At 71.0% G+C, this 14,229-nt stretch carries 14 protein-coding genes; 5 read left to right on the plus strand and 9 right to left on the minus strand.

What is annotated here, in order from left to right:
- Positions 1–14: 14 nt before the first annotated feature.
- Positions 15–905 (plus strand): TetR/AcrR family transcriptional regulator, encoded by an 891-nt coding sequence (locus tag ACIPWY_RS20340; RefSeq protein ID WP_362903147.1) that lies wholly within the window; start codon positions 15–17, stop codon positions 903–905.
- 16 nt (positions 906–921) lie between these two features.
- On the opposite strand, the gene ACIPWY_RS20345 is transcribed toward ACIPWY_RS20340, so the two are convergent.
- From ACIPWY_RS20345 to ACIPWY_RS20365, 5 genes are all read right to left on the minus strand, one after another.
- Positions 922–3,003, minus strand: a complete 2,082-nt coding sequence (locus tag ACIPWY_RS20345) for a SpoIIE family protein phosphatase (protein ID WP_362903149.1) — start codon at positions 3,001–3,003, stop codon at positions 922–924.
- A 136-nt stretch (positions 3,004–3,139) separates the two neighbouring features.
- Positions 3,140–4,294 (minus strand): serine hydrolase, encoded by a 1,155-nt coding sequence (locus ACIPWY_RS20350; RefSeq protein ID WP_362903151.1) that lies wholly within the window; start codon positions 4,292–4,294, stop codon positions 3,140–3,142.
- A gap of 415 nt (positions 4,295–4,709) precedes the next feature.
- The gene (locus ACIPWY_RS20355; RefSeq protein WP_401534195.1) at positions 4,710–5,525 is read right to left on the minus strand and encodes an SAM-dependent methyltransferase; all 816 of its coding nucleotides are present in this window, start codon (positions 5,523–5,525) and stop codon (positions 4,710–4,712) included.
- Positions 5,526–5,739: 214 nt separating this feature from the next.
- On the minus strand, positions 5,740–6,519 hold the full coding sequence (locus ACIPWY_RS20360) for a class I SAM-dependent methyltransferase (protein ID WP_393700989.1): 780 nt from the start codon (positions 6,517–6,519) through the stop codon (positions 5,740–5,742).
- A 16-nt stretch (positions 6,520–6,535) separates the two neighbouring features.
- A complete protein-coding gene (locus ACIPWY_RS20365) occupies positions 6,536–7,246 on the minus strand; it encodes a TetR/AcrR family transcriptional regulator (protein WP_401534347.1) in 711 nt (236 codons plus the stop codon).
- Between the two features lie 105 nt (positions 7,247–7,351).
- Here ACIPWY_RS20365 and ACIPWY_RS20370 point away from each other — a divergent pair, with 105 nt between their 5' ends.
- The 3 genes from ACIPWY_RS20370 to ACIPWY_RS20380 all read left to right on the plus strand — a co-directional run bounded on the left by ACIPWY_RS20370 (position 7,352) and on the right by ACIPWY_RS20380 (position 9,711).
- Positions 7,352–8,218 (plus strand): patatin-like phospholipase family protein, encoded by an 867-nt coding sequence (locus ACIPWY_RS20370; protein WP_362903159.1) that lies wholly within the window; start codon positions 7,352–7,354, stop codon positions 8,216–8,218.
- Between the two features lie 77 nt (positions 8,219–8,295).
- Complete coding sequence (locus ACIPWY_RS20375; RefSeq protein ID WP_393700992.1) at positions 8,296–9,438, plus strand: cytochrome P450; 1,143 nt, start codon at positions 8,296–8,298, stop codon at positions 9,436–9,438.
- Positions 9,439–9,525: 87 nt separating this feature from the next.
- Positions 9,526–9,711 (plus strand): NAD(P)H-binding protein, encoded by a 186-nt coding sequence (locus ACIPWY_RS20380; protein WP_393700994.1) that lies wholly within the window; start codon positions 9,526–9,528, stop codon positions 9,709–9,711.
- Positions 9,712–9,798: 87 nt separating this feature from the next.
- On the opposite strand, the gene ACIPWY_RS20385 is transcribed toward ACIPWY_RS20380, so the two are convergent.
- Positions 9,799–10,134, minus strand: a complete 336-nt coding sequence (locus tag ACIPWY_RS20385) for a hypothetical protein (protein ID WP_362903165.1) — start codon at positions 10,132–10,134, stop codon at positions 9,799–9,801.
- Positions 10,135–10,381: 247 nt separating this feature from the next.
- Between ACIPWY_RS20385 and ACIPWY_RS20390 the strand changes: the two genes are divergently transcribed.
- Complete coding sequence (locus ACIPWY_RS20390) at positions 10,382–10,678, plus strand: YciI family protein (protein WP_401534199.1); 297 nt, start codon at positions 10,382–10,384, stop codon at positions 10,676–10,678.
- A 58-nt stretch (positions 10,679–10,736) separates the two neighbouring features.
- Here ACIPWY_RS20390 and ACIPWY_RS20395 read toward each other — a convergent pair whose 3' ends face one another.
- From ACIPWY_RS20395 to ACIPWY_RS20405, 3 genes are all read right to left on the minus strand, one after another.
- The gene (locus tag ACIPWY_RS20395) at positions 10,737–11,681 is read right to left on the minus strand and encodes an endonuclease/exonuclease/phosphatase family protein (RefSeq protein WP_393700997.1); all 945 of its coding nucleotides are present in this window, start codon (positions 11,679–11,681) and stop codon (positions 10,737–10,739) included.
- 53 nt (positions 11,682–11,734) lie between these two features.
- Positions 11,735–12,832, minus strand: a complete 1,098-nt coding sequence (locus ACIPWY_RS20400) for a hypothetical protein (protein WP_393700999.1) — start codon at positions 12,830–12,832, stop codon at positions 11,735–11,737.
- 175 nt (positions 12,833–13,007) lie between these two features.
- Positions 13,008–14,168 (minus strand): agmatine/peptidylarginine deiminase, encoded by a 1,161-nt coding sequence (locus ACIPWY_RS20405; RefSeq protein ID WP_393701001.1) that lies wholly within the window; start codon positions 14,166–14,168, stop codon positions 13,008–13,010.
- Positions 14,169–14,229 lie beyond the last annotated feature (61 nt).

Consider the following 14,229-nt stretch of genomic DNA (forward strand, 5'->3'; position numbering starts at 1 on the left):
ACGGACCCAGCGCGATGACGTCGATCCAGGGCGGGGCGGAGGGCGTCGCGGACGACACCGCGACCCTGGCGGAGCGGGCGCGGCTCGTGGTGCTTTCGGCGCCCATCAGCCAGCGGGAGTTCGCCGATCGCGTGGGCATGGATCCCACCGCGCTGTCCAAGGCCCTGCGCGGCAACCGCCGTCTCAAGGATCACGAGGTCGCCGCGATCGCCCAGGTCGGCAAGGTGTCCCAGCGGTATCTGCGGACCGGCGCGGGAAGGCCGCCCGTCGCGCGCGGGGCGGCGGACGGCGGGCAGCCCGTCCGCCGCCGCGCCGACGCCGTGGACGCCGACCTGCGCCGCGCCCAGATCCTGGAAGCCACCGCCCGGCTCATCGCCCGCCGCGGTTTCCACAAGGTTCGGGTCGCCGACATCGCCCACGCGTGCGGCACCAGCACCGGCACCGTCCACTACCACTTCCCGACGAAGGACGACGCGCTGCGGGCCGCCCTCGTCTTCTACGCCGACCGCTTCCACGCGCGCCTCGAAGACGAGTTCAGAACGGCCGACACCACCGTCGAGAAGCTGCGCCGGCTGATCGAGGTGCAGCTGACGACCACCGAAGAGGACGCCGACGAATGGTCGGTGTGGGTGCAGTCGTGGAACGAGGCCATCCTCGACCCGACCCTGAGGGAAGGGCAGAAGGGCGTCCACGTCCGCTGGCGTGAGATCGTCCTCGACCTGCTGCGGACCTGCCAGCGGGAAGGGATGGCACGGGGCGCGGACGCGGAGGCCATGGCCAGCCGCTTCACCAGCATGGTCGACGGCATGGCCATCCAGGTCCTCGCGGGGACGGGAGACATGGACGCGGCACGGATGCGCGAGCTGCTGCTGGACGCCTTCGAGCCGTACATCACCCTGCGCTAGCGGTACTTGACGCCTGTCAGACCAGATCGAGGGACAGCTCGCACCACACCGTCTTGCCGTTGCCGCGGGGTTCGACGCCCCAGGCGGTGGCGAGTTCCTCGATGAGCATCATGCCGCGGCCGGAGGTGGCACGTTCGGGGGCGGCGCGGCGCCGGGGCGACGCGGTCGACGTGTCGCTGACGGCCAGACGCAGGCCCCGGCCACTGTGCCGTACGGGTCTGGCCGTCAGGGTGGCGCTGCCGTCGGTGTGCAGCAGGGCATTGGTGGCAAGTTCGCAGGCGAGGAGCTCCGCCGTGTCACTGAGAGCCTCCAGCGACCAGCTGTGCAGCGCGTCGCGCAACGCGACCCGTGCGTTGCGCAGCGCGTCGGGGTCCGTGGGGGAGATGACCGCTTCCATCCGGGGTGCCGGGGCCGCCTTCCCCCGGGACCGCTGGAGGACCAGCAGCGCCACGTCGTCCTCCTCGCCGGTGAAGGCGGCCATGGTGTCCAGCAGGTGGTCGGCGAGGGCGTCGGGCTGTCCGGGCCCTGCCCGCAGCGCGTCGAGGAGCCGCTCACGCCCCTCGTCGATGTCCTCGGCCCGCGACTCGATGAGCCCGTCGGTGCACAGCACCAGAGTCGAGCCGGGTTCGATGAGCGTCTCGAGGACCGGGTACGCGGGCTGGCCACTGGGCGTGTTGAGGCCGAGGGGCAGGCCACCAGGCGTGTCGAGCCAGGCACAGCTTCCGTCGGCGGCGCGCAGCACGGGCTCCGGATGGCCCGCACGCACCACCGAGGTCATCCCCGTGAGCGGATCGACGAGAGCCATGAGGCAGGTCGCGAAGCGGTCGGTGTCGAGTTCGGCGAGGAAGGCGGAAGCTCGCGCCATGGCCGTGGACGGCGGATGCCCCTCGGCGGCGTACGCGCGCAGAGCGATGCGCAGCTGCCCCATCACGGCGGCGGCCGTCACATCGTGGCCCTGTACGTCGCCGACGACGACGGCGATCCGTCCGTCGGGCAGCGTCAGGGCGTCGTACCAGTCCCCGCCGATGCCGCCCCGGGCCCGGGTGGGCCGGTACCGGGTCGCGAGGTGCACCCCGGGCACGTGCGGCAGGATCCCGGGGAGCATCGCCGTCTGCAGCCCCGCGGCGAGCTCGTGGTCCTGGTCGTACAGAAGCGCCCGCTGAAGCGACTGGGCGATCACTTTGCCGAGCGCGGTCAGCACGGTGCGCTCTTCCGGCGGGAAGCTGGCCCGGCCCTCGTACGTGAGCCCGACGGCACCGATCGGGGTGTCCTGGGCGATCAGCGGGAGATACACCGCTGCCGCGGCCTCGGGAAACTGCGACAGGTACGGCGTCAGCGCAGGAAAGCGCGCGATGAACTCCAGCCTGTTCGTCACGAACACCGCCTCGCGGGAGCGGGCCGCCTCCGTCAGCGGCAGCGGGTCGCTCAGACGCGCCAGGTGAAAGTCGTGGATGAGGTCCTCGTGGACTCCGTTGGAGCCCACCAGTTCCATGCGGCCGTTGTCGATCAGGCCCAGGATGACGCTGGAGGCACCGATCCGCTCCATCAGCCGCGAGTCGGTGAGGGCGTCCGCGACGTCCTCCACGGTGACGGTCGGCACGAGCGCGTCGCTGACATGGACGACGACGTCGGACGGACGGCGGCGCTCCTCCCGGGCCTGCCGCAGCAGCTCGGTCTGGTCCACCGCCCGCAGCTCCTGGCTCGCGTCACGGATGATCCCGATGACTCGCAGGGGACGGCTGTGGTCGTCCCGGACGATGTGGCCCTGCGCATGTGTCCACTGCAGCCGCCCCTCAGGGTGCCGTACCCGGAAGTAGAGGCTGAATCCGGACCGCTCCTCCAGGGCACGCTCCACGAGATCCGTGATGGCCGGGAGTTCGCTGGGCAGCATCCGCTCACCCAGCGTGGTCAGGCGGCCGTCGAACTCGCCGGGCCTGAACCCCATCACGGCCAGGCCGCCCTCGTCGTAGTGCATCAGCCCGGCGGCCACGTCCCAGGAGAAGGTGCCCATGCCGTTGACCGCCAGGGCGACGTGGGCGGCGGCCTCGGGATGACTCTGCGTATCGGGCCCGCCGCTCGGTTCGATGGGGCGATCCATGAAACCCTCCTGGCCCGTACGCCCTCAACCATGGGCGCGCCGGTTCACGGCTGCGCCGGGCGTGGCCACCTCCTCATTCTGCGCGGATTCGAGGAGGTGCGCCTGTCCGGCGCCGGGCCCCGGTGCGCGCGCACCGTCACTTGGTACGGCTGCGCCTGCGCCGTACGGCCATGACGACGAAGGGCACGCAGGCGAGGCCGAGGAGTGCGGCGGCCGCGCCCAGGTGACGGGCGAGGCCGGACGACGTGTCCTCGGACGTGGTGGAAGCCCGCACGGCGGGGGTCCCGTGGTGCGCCGAATCGGGGTGACTCGGCGCTGCGGGCGAGGCCGACTCTCGCGGCATCCCCGCCGCCACGGCGTCCGGAGCCGCGTCGAAGCCCCAGTCCAGGAGCTTCCGGCTCTCTTCATAGACGGCGTTGGACAACTGGTCCTGCGGATTCATGACGGTGACCAGGATCGTGCGGTTGTCCCGGGTGGCCGCGGCGACGAGCGTGTTGCCGGCCTCGGACGTGTAGCCGTTCTTCACGCCGATCAGCCCTGGATAGGGCTCCACACCATGGGATCCGACCAGGAGGCGGTTGGTGTTCTGGATGCCGAAGGAGTCGGAGCCGCCCGCGGCCGGGAACTGGGCCGACTTCGTGCCGCAGTAGCGACGGAAGTCCGGGTTCCGCAGACCCTCCTTCGCGATCAGCGACAGGTCGTACGCGGAGGAGAACTGCCCCGGGGTGTCGAAGCCGTCGAGGGAGCGGACCGAGGTGTCGTGCGCGCCGAGGCGGTTCGCGGTGGCCTGCATCAGGTCGAGCGTGCGCTGGGTTCCGCCGTTCAGTCTGGCGAGTGTGTGCACGGCGTCGTTGCCGGAACTGAGGAAGGCGCCGCGCCACAGGTCGCCGACGGTGTAGCGGGTTCCTTCGTGCACGCCGACGAGACTGCTGCCGGGCTCCACCTCGGCGAGGTCTGCAGTGACGGCCGTGTGCTCGGCGGTGGCCGGTAGCTGCGGCAGCAGCGCCACCGCGAACAGCGTCTTGAGGGTGCTGGCCGGCGGCAGGCGAAGGTGGGGTGCCTTGGCCGCGAGCAGGTTTCCGCTGTCGACGTCGGTCACGGTCCACGACAGGGCGGACAGCTCCGGAGCGTCCGGTGTCCCCGGCGCGGTCTGGATCTGGTCGCCCACCCCATCGTCACGAGGCACGGCTGCCGCGACGCCGCCGGCCGGGGCGACCGCGATCGCCGCGACGGCGAACGAGGCGACAACTGACTTGGTAATACAGGGGTAAAAGCCCACGAATCGCTTCATGGCCGCAACGTAGGGGCGTTGCCGCCCCCTTGCCATCGCACTACGCCATCCGGCGGGGGCCGGTGGCCGGGGTGCGGCGGCCGACAGGTCCGGCCTTCAGCGGGCGCTGTCCTGAGGGTGTTGTGCAACGCGGCTCGGCGACCTGCGAGACTTTCCCGTGTGAGTCATACCCGCCGCCCCTTGGGCACCGGACCGAGCCGTGACCAGGCCGCTGAGCCTGCGCGGGCCGCACGAGGCCGCACGGCTGCGGAGCGAGCAGGCGCTGCCCCACAGCCACTCGACCCGTTCCCCGACCCGGGCCTCGCGGACGACGCGGACCTCACGGACTCCGGCCGCCGCCGACTCGGAGCCGGTCCCTGGTCGCGGAAGAGCAACCCGGACGCATAGCCGGTTCCGCCTCCGCTTTCGGAAGAGCTCAGAGCTTGCGTGCCAGGCCGCCGTGTTCGGCGATGAGCTCCGGAGCCGGCGAGGTGGATTCGGGGCGCCAGAACGGCACCGAGACCACGCCCGGCTCCAGGAGTTCCAGGCCGTCGAAGAACGCCGTGATCTCGTCGACAGGACGCAGGAAGTAGGGGACGGCGCCCGAGCTGTTGTAGCCGTCCTGGGCTTGCTCGAAGCCCGCGTCGATGCCGCGGGACCCGTCGTTGATCGAGAGGTAGCTGCCCGGCGGCAGTCCGTCCATCAGCCGCTTGACGATGGCCCGCGCCTGCTCGTAGTCGCCCATGTGGCCCAGGATGTTGCTGAGGATCAGGGCGGTCGGACGGGTGAAGTCCAGCGTCTCGGCGGCCGCCGCGAGGATACGTTCGGGGTCGGACAGGTTCGCGTCGACGTAGGCGGTCGCACCCTCGGGGGTCGAGGTGAGCAGTGCGCGAGCGTGCGCGAGGACCATCGGGTCGTGGTCGACGTACACAATCTTGGTCTCGGGAGCGAGGCGCTGCGCGACTTCATGGGTGTTGTCCCCGGTCGGCAGTCCGGTCCCGATGTCCAGGAACTGGCGGATGCCCGCCTCGGTGACCAAGTACGAGATGTTGCGGCGCAGGAAGGCGCGGCTGCTGCGGGCGATGGTGGAGATGCCGGGGAACACGGCGCTGTACGCGTCGCCCGCCTCCTCGTCGACGGGGTAGTTGTCCTTGCCTCCCAGCCAGTAGTTCCAGATCCGGGCCGAGTGCGGAACCGACGTGTCGATCTTCTGGTGAGACGAGGCTCCGGGCGTCGTCGCGTGGTCCGTCATGGGTACCGTCCGTCTTCCGGCCGAGGCGTGAACTGTTTCCACGGCCTAACCTACGTCCCAACAATCCTGGCACGCACACCAGTTCACGCGATCGGTGCCCGCGCCGCGGACACCAAGACGCAAAACGGGGCGGCGCTCGCCGGGCTGCGGCACAATGGCGTCACACTCCCTGCGGGTGAGGAAACTACCGATGTTCACGCCGAGTTGATGACTTTCACAGGCGCCGGACGCGCAGCACACCGGTCAGCATCGGGAGGGTGAACTCGCCGCGGGCGGTCTCCGGTCTGCTCGCAAGGAAGGCGCGGATCGGCTCGAGTGCGGCCTCGCGTTCCTGTTCCGGCATGACCAGCATCCCGGCCTTGGTCGCGAATGTCGCGACCAGGGAGTCGGCGGTCCGCAGCTGCCCGTGCGGGACCTCGGTCTGCTCCGGCGAGCCGAACCGGGCGACCAGGCCGGCGCTCGGAAGGTGCGCGCCGGCCGTCTGGGCGCGCCAGTTGCCGAACGTGTCCCGGGGGCCGATGGCCGCGCTGCCGCTGACCCGCTCGAGTCCGGCAACCCAGTCGACCCGGTTGTCGAATACGTTCCACAAGCCGGCCAGCACGCCACCGGGTGCGAGGACCCTGGCGATCTCGGGACCCGCGACGTCCATGTCGAACCAGTGCATGGCATTGCCGGACACGACCGCATCGACGGACGCGTCAGGCAGCGGGATCGCCTCGGCGCTGCCCGGCAAGGCGCGGACAGCCGGCAGCGCGCGGTGCAGCTCGGCCAGCATCGCCGGGTCGGGCTCGACCGCGACGACCTCGGCGCCCAGTGCGACCAGGGTGGCGGTCAGCTTGCCGGTTCCGGCGCCGAGGTCGAGCACGCGGAGGCCGGGCGCGGGTTCGAGCGCCCAGCGCACCGCCGCCTGTGCGTAGTCCGGGCGGTGCTGGGCGTACGCGGTCGCAGCTGCACCGAACGACGAGCTGTGAAGGAGACGTTCGTCCTGATCCACCTGGCCACCGTAATGCTCAGCGGCTGAAGTGGTGCAACGTGTCGCTGAGTTGTGCGGGGGTGAGTGCGGGGGAGGGGAGTGGGGGCGACGCCGGTGTGGGGCGGAGGCTGTCGCAGAGGAGTGCGAGGGGGCGGCGCCAGGCGTCGGGGGTGGTCGCTGTGGTGAGCGCAGGTACTGCGCGGCCGAGTGCGGCGAGGGCGAAGAGCACGTCCTCGGTGGTGACGTCCGGGCGGATGGTGCCCTGCTCGCGACCGCGGTCGAGGAGGAGTTCCACGGTGCGGTGGTTGTGGGTGTGCACGGCCTCCAGTGACTCGACACCCTCGAGGTGGGTGGTCATGAGGTCGTTCGTCCCTCGGTCGGTGGCCAGGACGGTGAAGACGGCGTGGAGGTAGCCGGTCAGACCCGTCCAGGCGTCGTCGGTGGTCCGGGCGCGTTCGCCGGCGTCCATCGTGCCGGTCAGCTGATCGCGGAAGACCGCGTCGACGAGGGCCGCCCGGTGGGGGAAGTGCCGGTAGAGGGTGGCGTTTCCCACGCCCGCGCGACGGGCGATCACGTCCAGTGGCGCGTTCAGGCCCAGTTCGGTGAACACCTCGTGGGCGGCTTCGAGCAGCAGGTCCCTGTTGCGCCGTGCGTCTCGGCGGCGGACCGGTGCGCCGGTGCCCGTCCCTTCCCCGCCGCTGCTGCCGCTGCCCGCGGTCCGCTCCGGACGGTCTGCGCTGTCTGTCATCTTCATCGCCCCAAACGGTACCGGGGAGTGGTCCCCGGAACCGATGCTATCGTCGCGGCAGGAAGTGGGGAGCACTCCCCATTTATGCTTCGAGGGGGCTATGGCGTGAGCGACAGTGGCGACAACCACGGCACCGCGTTGGTGCTCGGTGGTGGTGGGCCCGTGGGTGGGGCCTGGATGACGGGGGTGCTGGCCGGGCTCGCCGACGCCGGGATCGATCTCCTCGGTGGGGCCGATGTGGTCATCGGTACGTCGGCGGGCGCGATCTTCGGTGCACGTATGGCCTGCGGCGAACCCGCCCGCGAGTCGTACGAGCGGCAGTTGGCCCGAGACGATCGCATCGACCTGAGGGTCACCGCCGCCCAGACCCTGCGATTCCTGTGGGCGGCACTCGGGTCCCGTGACTCGCAGCGATCCGTACAGCGGCTCGGGCGAGCCGCGCTCGCCGCTCGGACCGCACCCGAATCCGACGTCGGACGCACGATCGCCACCCTGCTGCGGGACGCCACCGCCTGGCCCGGAAACACCGATCTGCGGATCACGGCGATCGACGCGCACACCGGAGTGCTGGAGACGTTCGACGCGGCCGGAAAGATCCCCCTCGCGGAAGCGGTCGCGGCCAGTTGCGCGGTCCCCGTCGTCCGGCCGCCGGTGACGGCGGGCGGGCGCCGCTGGATCGACGGCGGAAGCCGCGCCACGGCCAACATCCATCTCGCCCGCGGTTACCGCCGTGTCCTGGTCATCGCTCCGTTGACCACCGCACCGGGCCCGCACCCGAGCGCCCAGCAGCAGACGGCCGAACTCGCGGCCGAGGGAGCAGACATCCTGCTCGTGTCACCGGACCGTGCCGCCCGTCGCGCCATGGGACGCGACCTGACCGCCGATACGCGCAGACCCGCTGCCGCCCGCGCCGGCCATGCCCAGGCCACGGCGCTCGCGGATACGGTGACCCGCCTGTGGACGGGGTGTTGAGAATGGGGAAGCGCCCTGAGTCGTCCGAGTCATCTGAGCCACCCACTCTCGACGCCCTGGCACCTGACGGCCATGACATGGCCGCGGACCCGTTCCCCGTATACGCGGCCCTGCGGGCCAAGGGTCCCGTGCACCGCGTCCTCGTCCCGGAGAGCGGTGAGGCGTGGCTGGTCGTCACGCGTGACGCGGCGCGCGCCGCGCTGACCGACCCGCGCCTGAGCAACGACATCCGGCACTCCGCCTCCTGGCGCGACGACGGCGGACACGCCATCGGGCGCAACATGCTCCAGACCGACCCGCCACAGCACACCCGCCTCCGCCGCCTGGTCGCAGGCCACTTCACCCCGGGGCGCATCACTGCCCTGCGCCCGCGTATCGCAGACATCGCCACCGACCTGCTCGCCGAACTCCCGCACCAGGGAGTCGCCGACCTGGTCAGCGCCTACGCGCTGCCTCTGCCCGTCACCGTGATCTGCGATCTCCTCGGCATCCCCGCGTCCGACCGCGCCGCGTTCCACGCCTGGTCCAACGCGCTGGTCATGCCGACGAGCCCCGAGCAGGCGGTCACAGCTGCCAGCGAACTGACCCTATATCTAGGCGAGTCGATCGAACGCAAGCGCCGCACGCCGGACGCGGGCCTGCTCGGTGTCCTCGTCGCCGGCGCCGCCGGTGATGCTCCCCTCGCCACCGACGAACTGCTCGGCATGGCCTTCCTCCTCCTCGTCGCGGGTCACGAGACCACCGTCAATCTCATCTCCGGCACACTCCACGCCCTGCTCAGCCACCCGGCCCAGCTCGACCTGCTCAGGGCCGAACCCGAGCTGACGGGCGCGGCGATCGAGGAATCGCTGCGGTACAACTCACCTGTTCACGCGAGCGCGTTCCGTTTCGCCGCCGAACCCCTCGACATCGCCGGAACACACATCCCTGCGGGCGACGCGGTCCTCGTCTCGCTCGCCGCCGCTTCCCGGGACCCACTGCATTTCCCCGACCCGGACCGGTTCGACCTGCGCCGCGCGCCCAACAGCCACCTCGGCTTCGGGCACGGACTCCACCACTGCCTGGGCGCGCCCCTGGCCCGCGCCGAAGCCACGATCGCTCTGCGCCTGCTTCTCCGTGACCGCCCCGCTCTTGAGTTCGCCACGGACCCGGCCACCCTCACGTGGCGCACCAGCACCCTGCTCAGAGGCCTGACCGAACTGCCGCTGCACGTCGGCTGAGTACGGGGGCGCCCATACGCCCCATGTCACAGAAGGCCGCGCCGTCCCGTCTCAGATGGGAAGGAACGAATCGGAATCAAGAGGGTGATGGCCGTGCGGGTATTCGCGGCGGGTGGGACCGGGGGCGTGGGGCGGCGGCTGGTGCCGCAGCTCGTGGCCCGGGGGCACCAGGTGACGGCTACGACGACGAGCACGGCGAAGCTGGGCCCGCTCGAGGAGCTGGGTGCCGAGCCTGTCGCGATGGACGGGGCTGGACGGAGTGTCGGTCGGTGAGGCGGTGGCGAAGGCCCGGCCGGACGCGATCGTGCGTGTCGGCGGGGCCCGCCGACCGGGCGGACGGAGGGGATTTGAAGACAGGCCCTAGGGCGAGGCCACCAGCATTTCGAAACCAGCCCGGTCGCAGTACGCGGTCACCCTGACCGCGCTGTAGTGACTGTGGCGGACCACGGCCTCCTCGGTGTCACGCAGGATGTGACTGCCGCCCGTGTCCAGATGCTCCCGGTCCAGTACCTTCGCCGCGTCGACCACCATCTGAGCCGATACGGAGTCGACGTCATGCGTGGCGTCGTCCTGCTGCCACTGGCCGAACTGAGCGCAGAACCGCTGCTGTTGGGCCGCAGTCTTCTTGGGGTCGGAGCTGTCGCCGAACGAGCACCCGGCGGTCAGGCCCCAGCAGAGTGCCACCGTCAGTGCCACCGCTGCCGCCGTCCCGGAATGGCATCCGCCCGGACGTCCCCGCATCGCTATCCCCCAAGCCGTCCCCACCCGAGGGGGCTCGCCCTGAAAGCAGGCTCCACGGTCGGGGTACCGATCACTTCGACAGGCCGGGCAGCATAATCGCACAGAGATCGCGCCGCCCTGCCTCGGGGCTCAGACTTGCCTGGGGACTCAGGCCTACCGCCCGATTCGTACCTGCCTCGGACTCACAGGAGAGAACAGCACGATGCCTATCTACGCCGTGACCTACACCTACACCGATGACTCCGCGGCCCGCGACGCGGTCCGCCCCGCCCACAGGGAGTTCCTCGGGGCGCTCGTCGAGCAGGGGATCAACCTCGTCTCGGGCCCCTTCGCCGCCGGGGAGGCGCCCGGCGCGTTGCTCCTGTTCCGCGCCGCCGACAAGCAGGCGGCGTTGGCGGTCACGGAAACGGACCCGTTCCGCGTGCAGGGGCTCGTCAGAGACGTGTCGGTCCAGGAGTGGACCCCCGTGATCGGACCGCTCGCCGATCAGCTGTCCTGACGCCGCGTGCGGCCGCCACCCACCTGCGGTGACGGACGCACGGCCCGGACGATTCCCCTCACCGGCCCAGTGAGACGCGGGCGGCGACGGGCAGGTGGTCGCTGCCGGTTTCGGGCAGTGTGCGGATGTGGGTGACGGTCGCCGAGCGGGCCATCACCTGGTCGATCCGGGCCACCGGGAAGGCGGCCGGGAAGCTGAACGCGAGGCCGCGCTCGGCCGTGTTCATGCGTGAGGTCAGCGGGGTCAGCCCCCGGTCGTCGACCGTGCTGTTGAGGTCGCCCAGCAGGATCACCGGATTCGACTTCTCGGCAGAGAGGGCCCGTCCGAGCATGCGCGCGCTCTCGTCGCGCCACGTGGATCCCAGCCCGCTCGCCCCGACGCGGACCGAGGGCAGATGCGCGACGTACACCGCGATCTGGCCGTGCGGTGTGCGGACAGCGGCTCGCAGCCCACGCTCCCAACTCTCCGTGATTCCCCGGGGTTTGATGTCCACCGCCCGGGCGTCCATGAGCGGATGCTTCGACCAGAGTCCGACCGTGCCCCGGACCGCGTGGTACGGGTAGCGGGGGGCCAACACCTTTTCGTACCCGGGCAGCGCCGCCGGCACCAGCTCCTCCAGCGCGATGAGATCGGGTTCGGCGTCGGCCAGGGTGCGCGCGGTGCCCGCCGGGTCGGTGTTCTCGTCACTGACGTTGTGCTGCACGACGACCAGGTCGTGTGCGCCGGGTGACTTCCCCGGCAGGAGCAGCCCGCCGCAGAGGTACGTCCAAGCCGCCACGGGCAGGAGCAGGGCCACCAGCGCGACGGCCGAACGGCGCAGCAGCGCCAGGACGAGCAGCACCACGACCACCAGGCCGAGCCAGGGCAGGAACTGCTCCAGGAGACTGCCCAGGTGCCCCACGGAATTGGGTACGACCCGGTGGAATGCCGACAGCCCCGCTGTGACCACCGCGAGCCCGGCGAGCACGCGCCCCCGTGTCCAGGCCGACCGGTCCCACTTCACCCTTGGCGTCCCGTCCGCTACCCCGCACCGCTCACACTGTTCCGCCGCACCACTCACGTCCGTGTCGCGGTCCCGCACTCCGCATCGTCGGCGCCCTGCACGCGCGCGTCCATCGTTGTGCTCCGGTCGTACGGGTCGACATCGGGGCCCGCTCCCGGGCCGGTGTCCGCGCGCGCGGAGGGGAACTCCGGGACGTAGAAGCCGGTGTCGTTGTCACAGCCGCCGTTGGCGGTGTCCGACTTGTAGGAGACGAGGGAGAACGTCCCCGGTTCGGTGATCACCTTCGCCGGGTCGTCCCAGCTCATCACCACCTCGCGGCGCACGATCGTGCGCGCGACCTCGTCCCTTCCCTCCGCGGCGTGGGCGACCGGATAGACGTACGTGACGTCGGTGGTCACCTCGACCGCACCGCGCTTGCCCTCCCCGTACGTGATCCGCCCGCGCGTCTTGACCACGTCCCCGACGAGACGCACCTTGTCCGTCGCGAAACGGCTGAACAGCAGCAGAGGATCGTCGTCCTGGCTCGGCGTGCGGAACGCGGTCGCCAGGTAGTCCTGGACGTCCTTCTGCTCCGGATTGATCAACGCGATCGCCTTCGCGGGCGGCCGTCCGAGCAGCACATCCGAATCCAGATTGGACGCGGCAAGAAAGTCCCGGGACCTGTCGATCGCCTGCGAGACCTGCGCCTTGCTCATCCAGCCGGTCGCCCGGGCCTCGGGGACGGTGATGCCCGCCGTTCCGTCACCCCACCGCGCCGCGGGCGACCCCTTGAACGGCTCCTGGAGGGTGGGCCGCTGGGCCGCCGATTCCGTCACGGGCGGCCGGCCAGGACGTTCCGACTCCTCGGCGAGCGGTGTCTCGGCGCGGTCTCCACCGCCGAACCAATCGGTCACGCGCCCGGGATCCAGCGCCACGAACAGCATGACCGCGGCGACGAGCAGACCGACCACGTACCAGCCCCTGCCCCGCCGCTGCCGGGCCGGTTCATGCGTCCGCCACCCCGCGGGCCGGGCGGTCTCCTCCCGCAGCCGTCGCGTCACCATCCGGGCCCGAGCAGACGGTTCCTCGGGCGCACCCCGAGTCCCGGCCTCCGCCTCCTTCTGGAAACGCTCCCACTCCTCGTCCGATATGGACGCCCCACCCTTGCTCACGATGTGCTCCCCGCCCCTTCCGCGGTACCTGACGCGGTGCTCCACCTTCACCGCGTCGAGTTGGCCGATGACATGGTTGCCGCCTCGGCGTCGCTGATCTTAAACGGTGAGCACCCGGGGTCAGGCGCCTCAGGGGTCCGGTGCCGGGCGGTGCTCCGGCACCGGAACCTGGTCGCTACGGACGCGGCTGCTGCTGTGTGACGCAGTGGATGCCGCCGCCGCCCGCCCCGAGGCTGTCGATGTCGAGCTGCTCGACACTGCGGCCCGGGAACAGCCGCTGAAGGAGGGCCCTGGCTCCGGCGTCCGCGCGGGTGTCGCCGAACTGGGCCGAGATCACAGCCCCGTTGCATACGTAGTAATTGGCGTACGCGGCAACGAAGTCGGGGTCGGTCGACCGGATGCGGGCGTAGTCGGGGCCCTGGAGCTTGGTGACCGCGATCGGCGTGCCGTCGGCGTCGGTGGACGCGGAGAGGAGCTGGTACTGCTGACGGGCGTCCTTCGACCACGGGTCGGTGTCGGTGGCCAGGGGCATCTGGACGAGGCCGTCACCCGCCGCGAGGAAGCGGGAGGTGGCGTCCACGTGGTCGTCGGTGATGTCGCGCCCGCTCACTCCGTTGAACCAGATCACCTTGGATGCCCCGAAGGCGTCGCACATCGCGGCCTCGATCCGGGTGCGTGTCATGCCCGGGTTGCGGTTGGCGTTGATCAGGCTGCTCCTGGTGGCCATGAGCGTGCCGTTGCCGTCCGTCTCCACCGCGCCGCCCTCGCCGACGAAGCCGGCGGTGGTGAGCGGCACCCCGGCCTCGGCCGCGATCCGCTCTGCGACCAGTGAGTCCTTCGCGTGGGTCTGCTTGTTGCCCCAGCCGTTGAAGTTCAGGTCCACGGCATCAAGCCCGCCCGCCCCGTCCGTGCGGAAGACCGGGCCGCTGTCGCGCATCCAGCAGTCGTCGACCGGGATCGAACCGATCACGGTCACGGCCGGTCCGCAGGCGCTCCGGGCCCGCGGGACACTGGCGGAGTTGGCGCACATGGTGACGGGTTCGTACTTGGCGATCGTCTTCGCGATGAGGGCGATGTTCGCCTGCACACCGGCCAGCTCGCGTCCCCAGATGGCGGTGCTGTCGGGCCACGCCATCCAGGTCCGGGTGTGCGGGACGGTGTCGAGCGGCACGGCGAAGCCCGTACCGGCGGCCGGAACCGGGGTGGCGAGTGCCTTGCCCCCGCCGTTCGCGGTCCATGCGGCGCCGGCCGCCAGCCCCGTCGCGGCGAGGAAGCTCCTCCTGCCGAGAAGCCGTCGGGACGGGCTCTGAGGTGCACGGTCACGGTCGTCGTTCATCTGTGATCTCCCATCTGTGGTGTACGGATCTCTGGACGGTGGTCCCGGACCCCGGGCCCCG

The sequence above is a fragment of the Streptomyces sp. NPDC090032 genome (assembly GCF_044748025.1).
GTDB lineage: Bacteria > Actinomycetota > Actinomycetes > Streptomycetales > Streptomycetaceae > Streptomyces.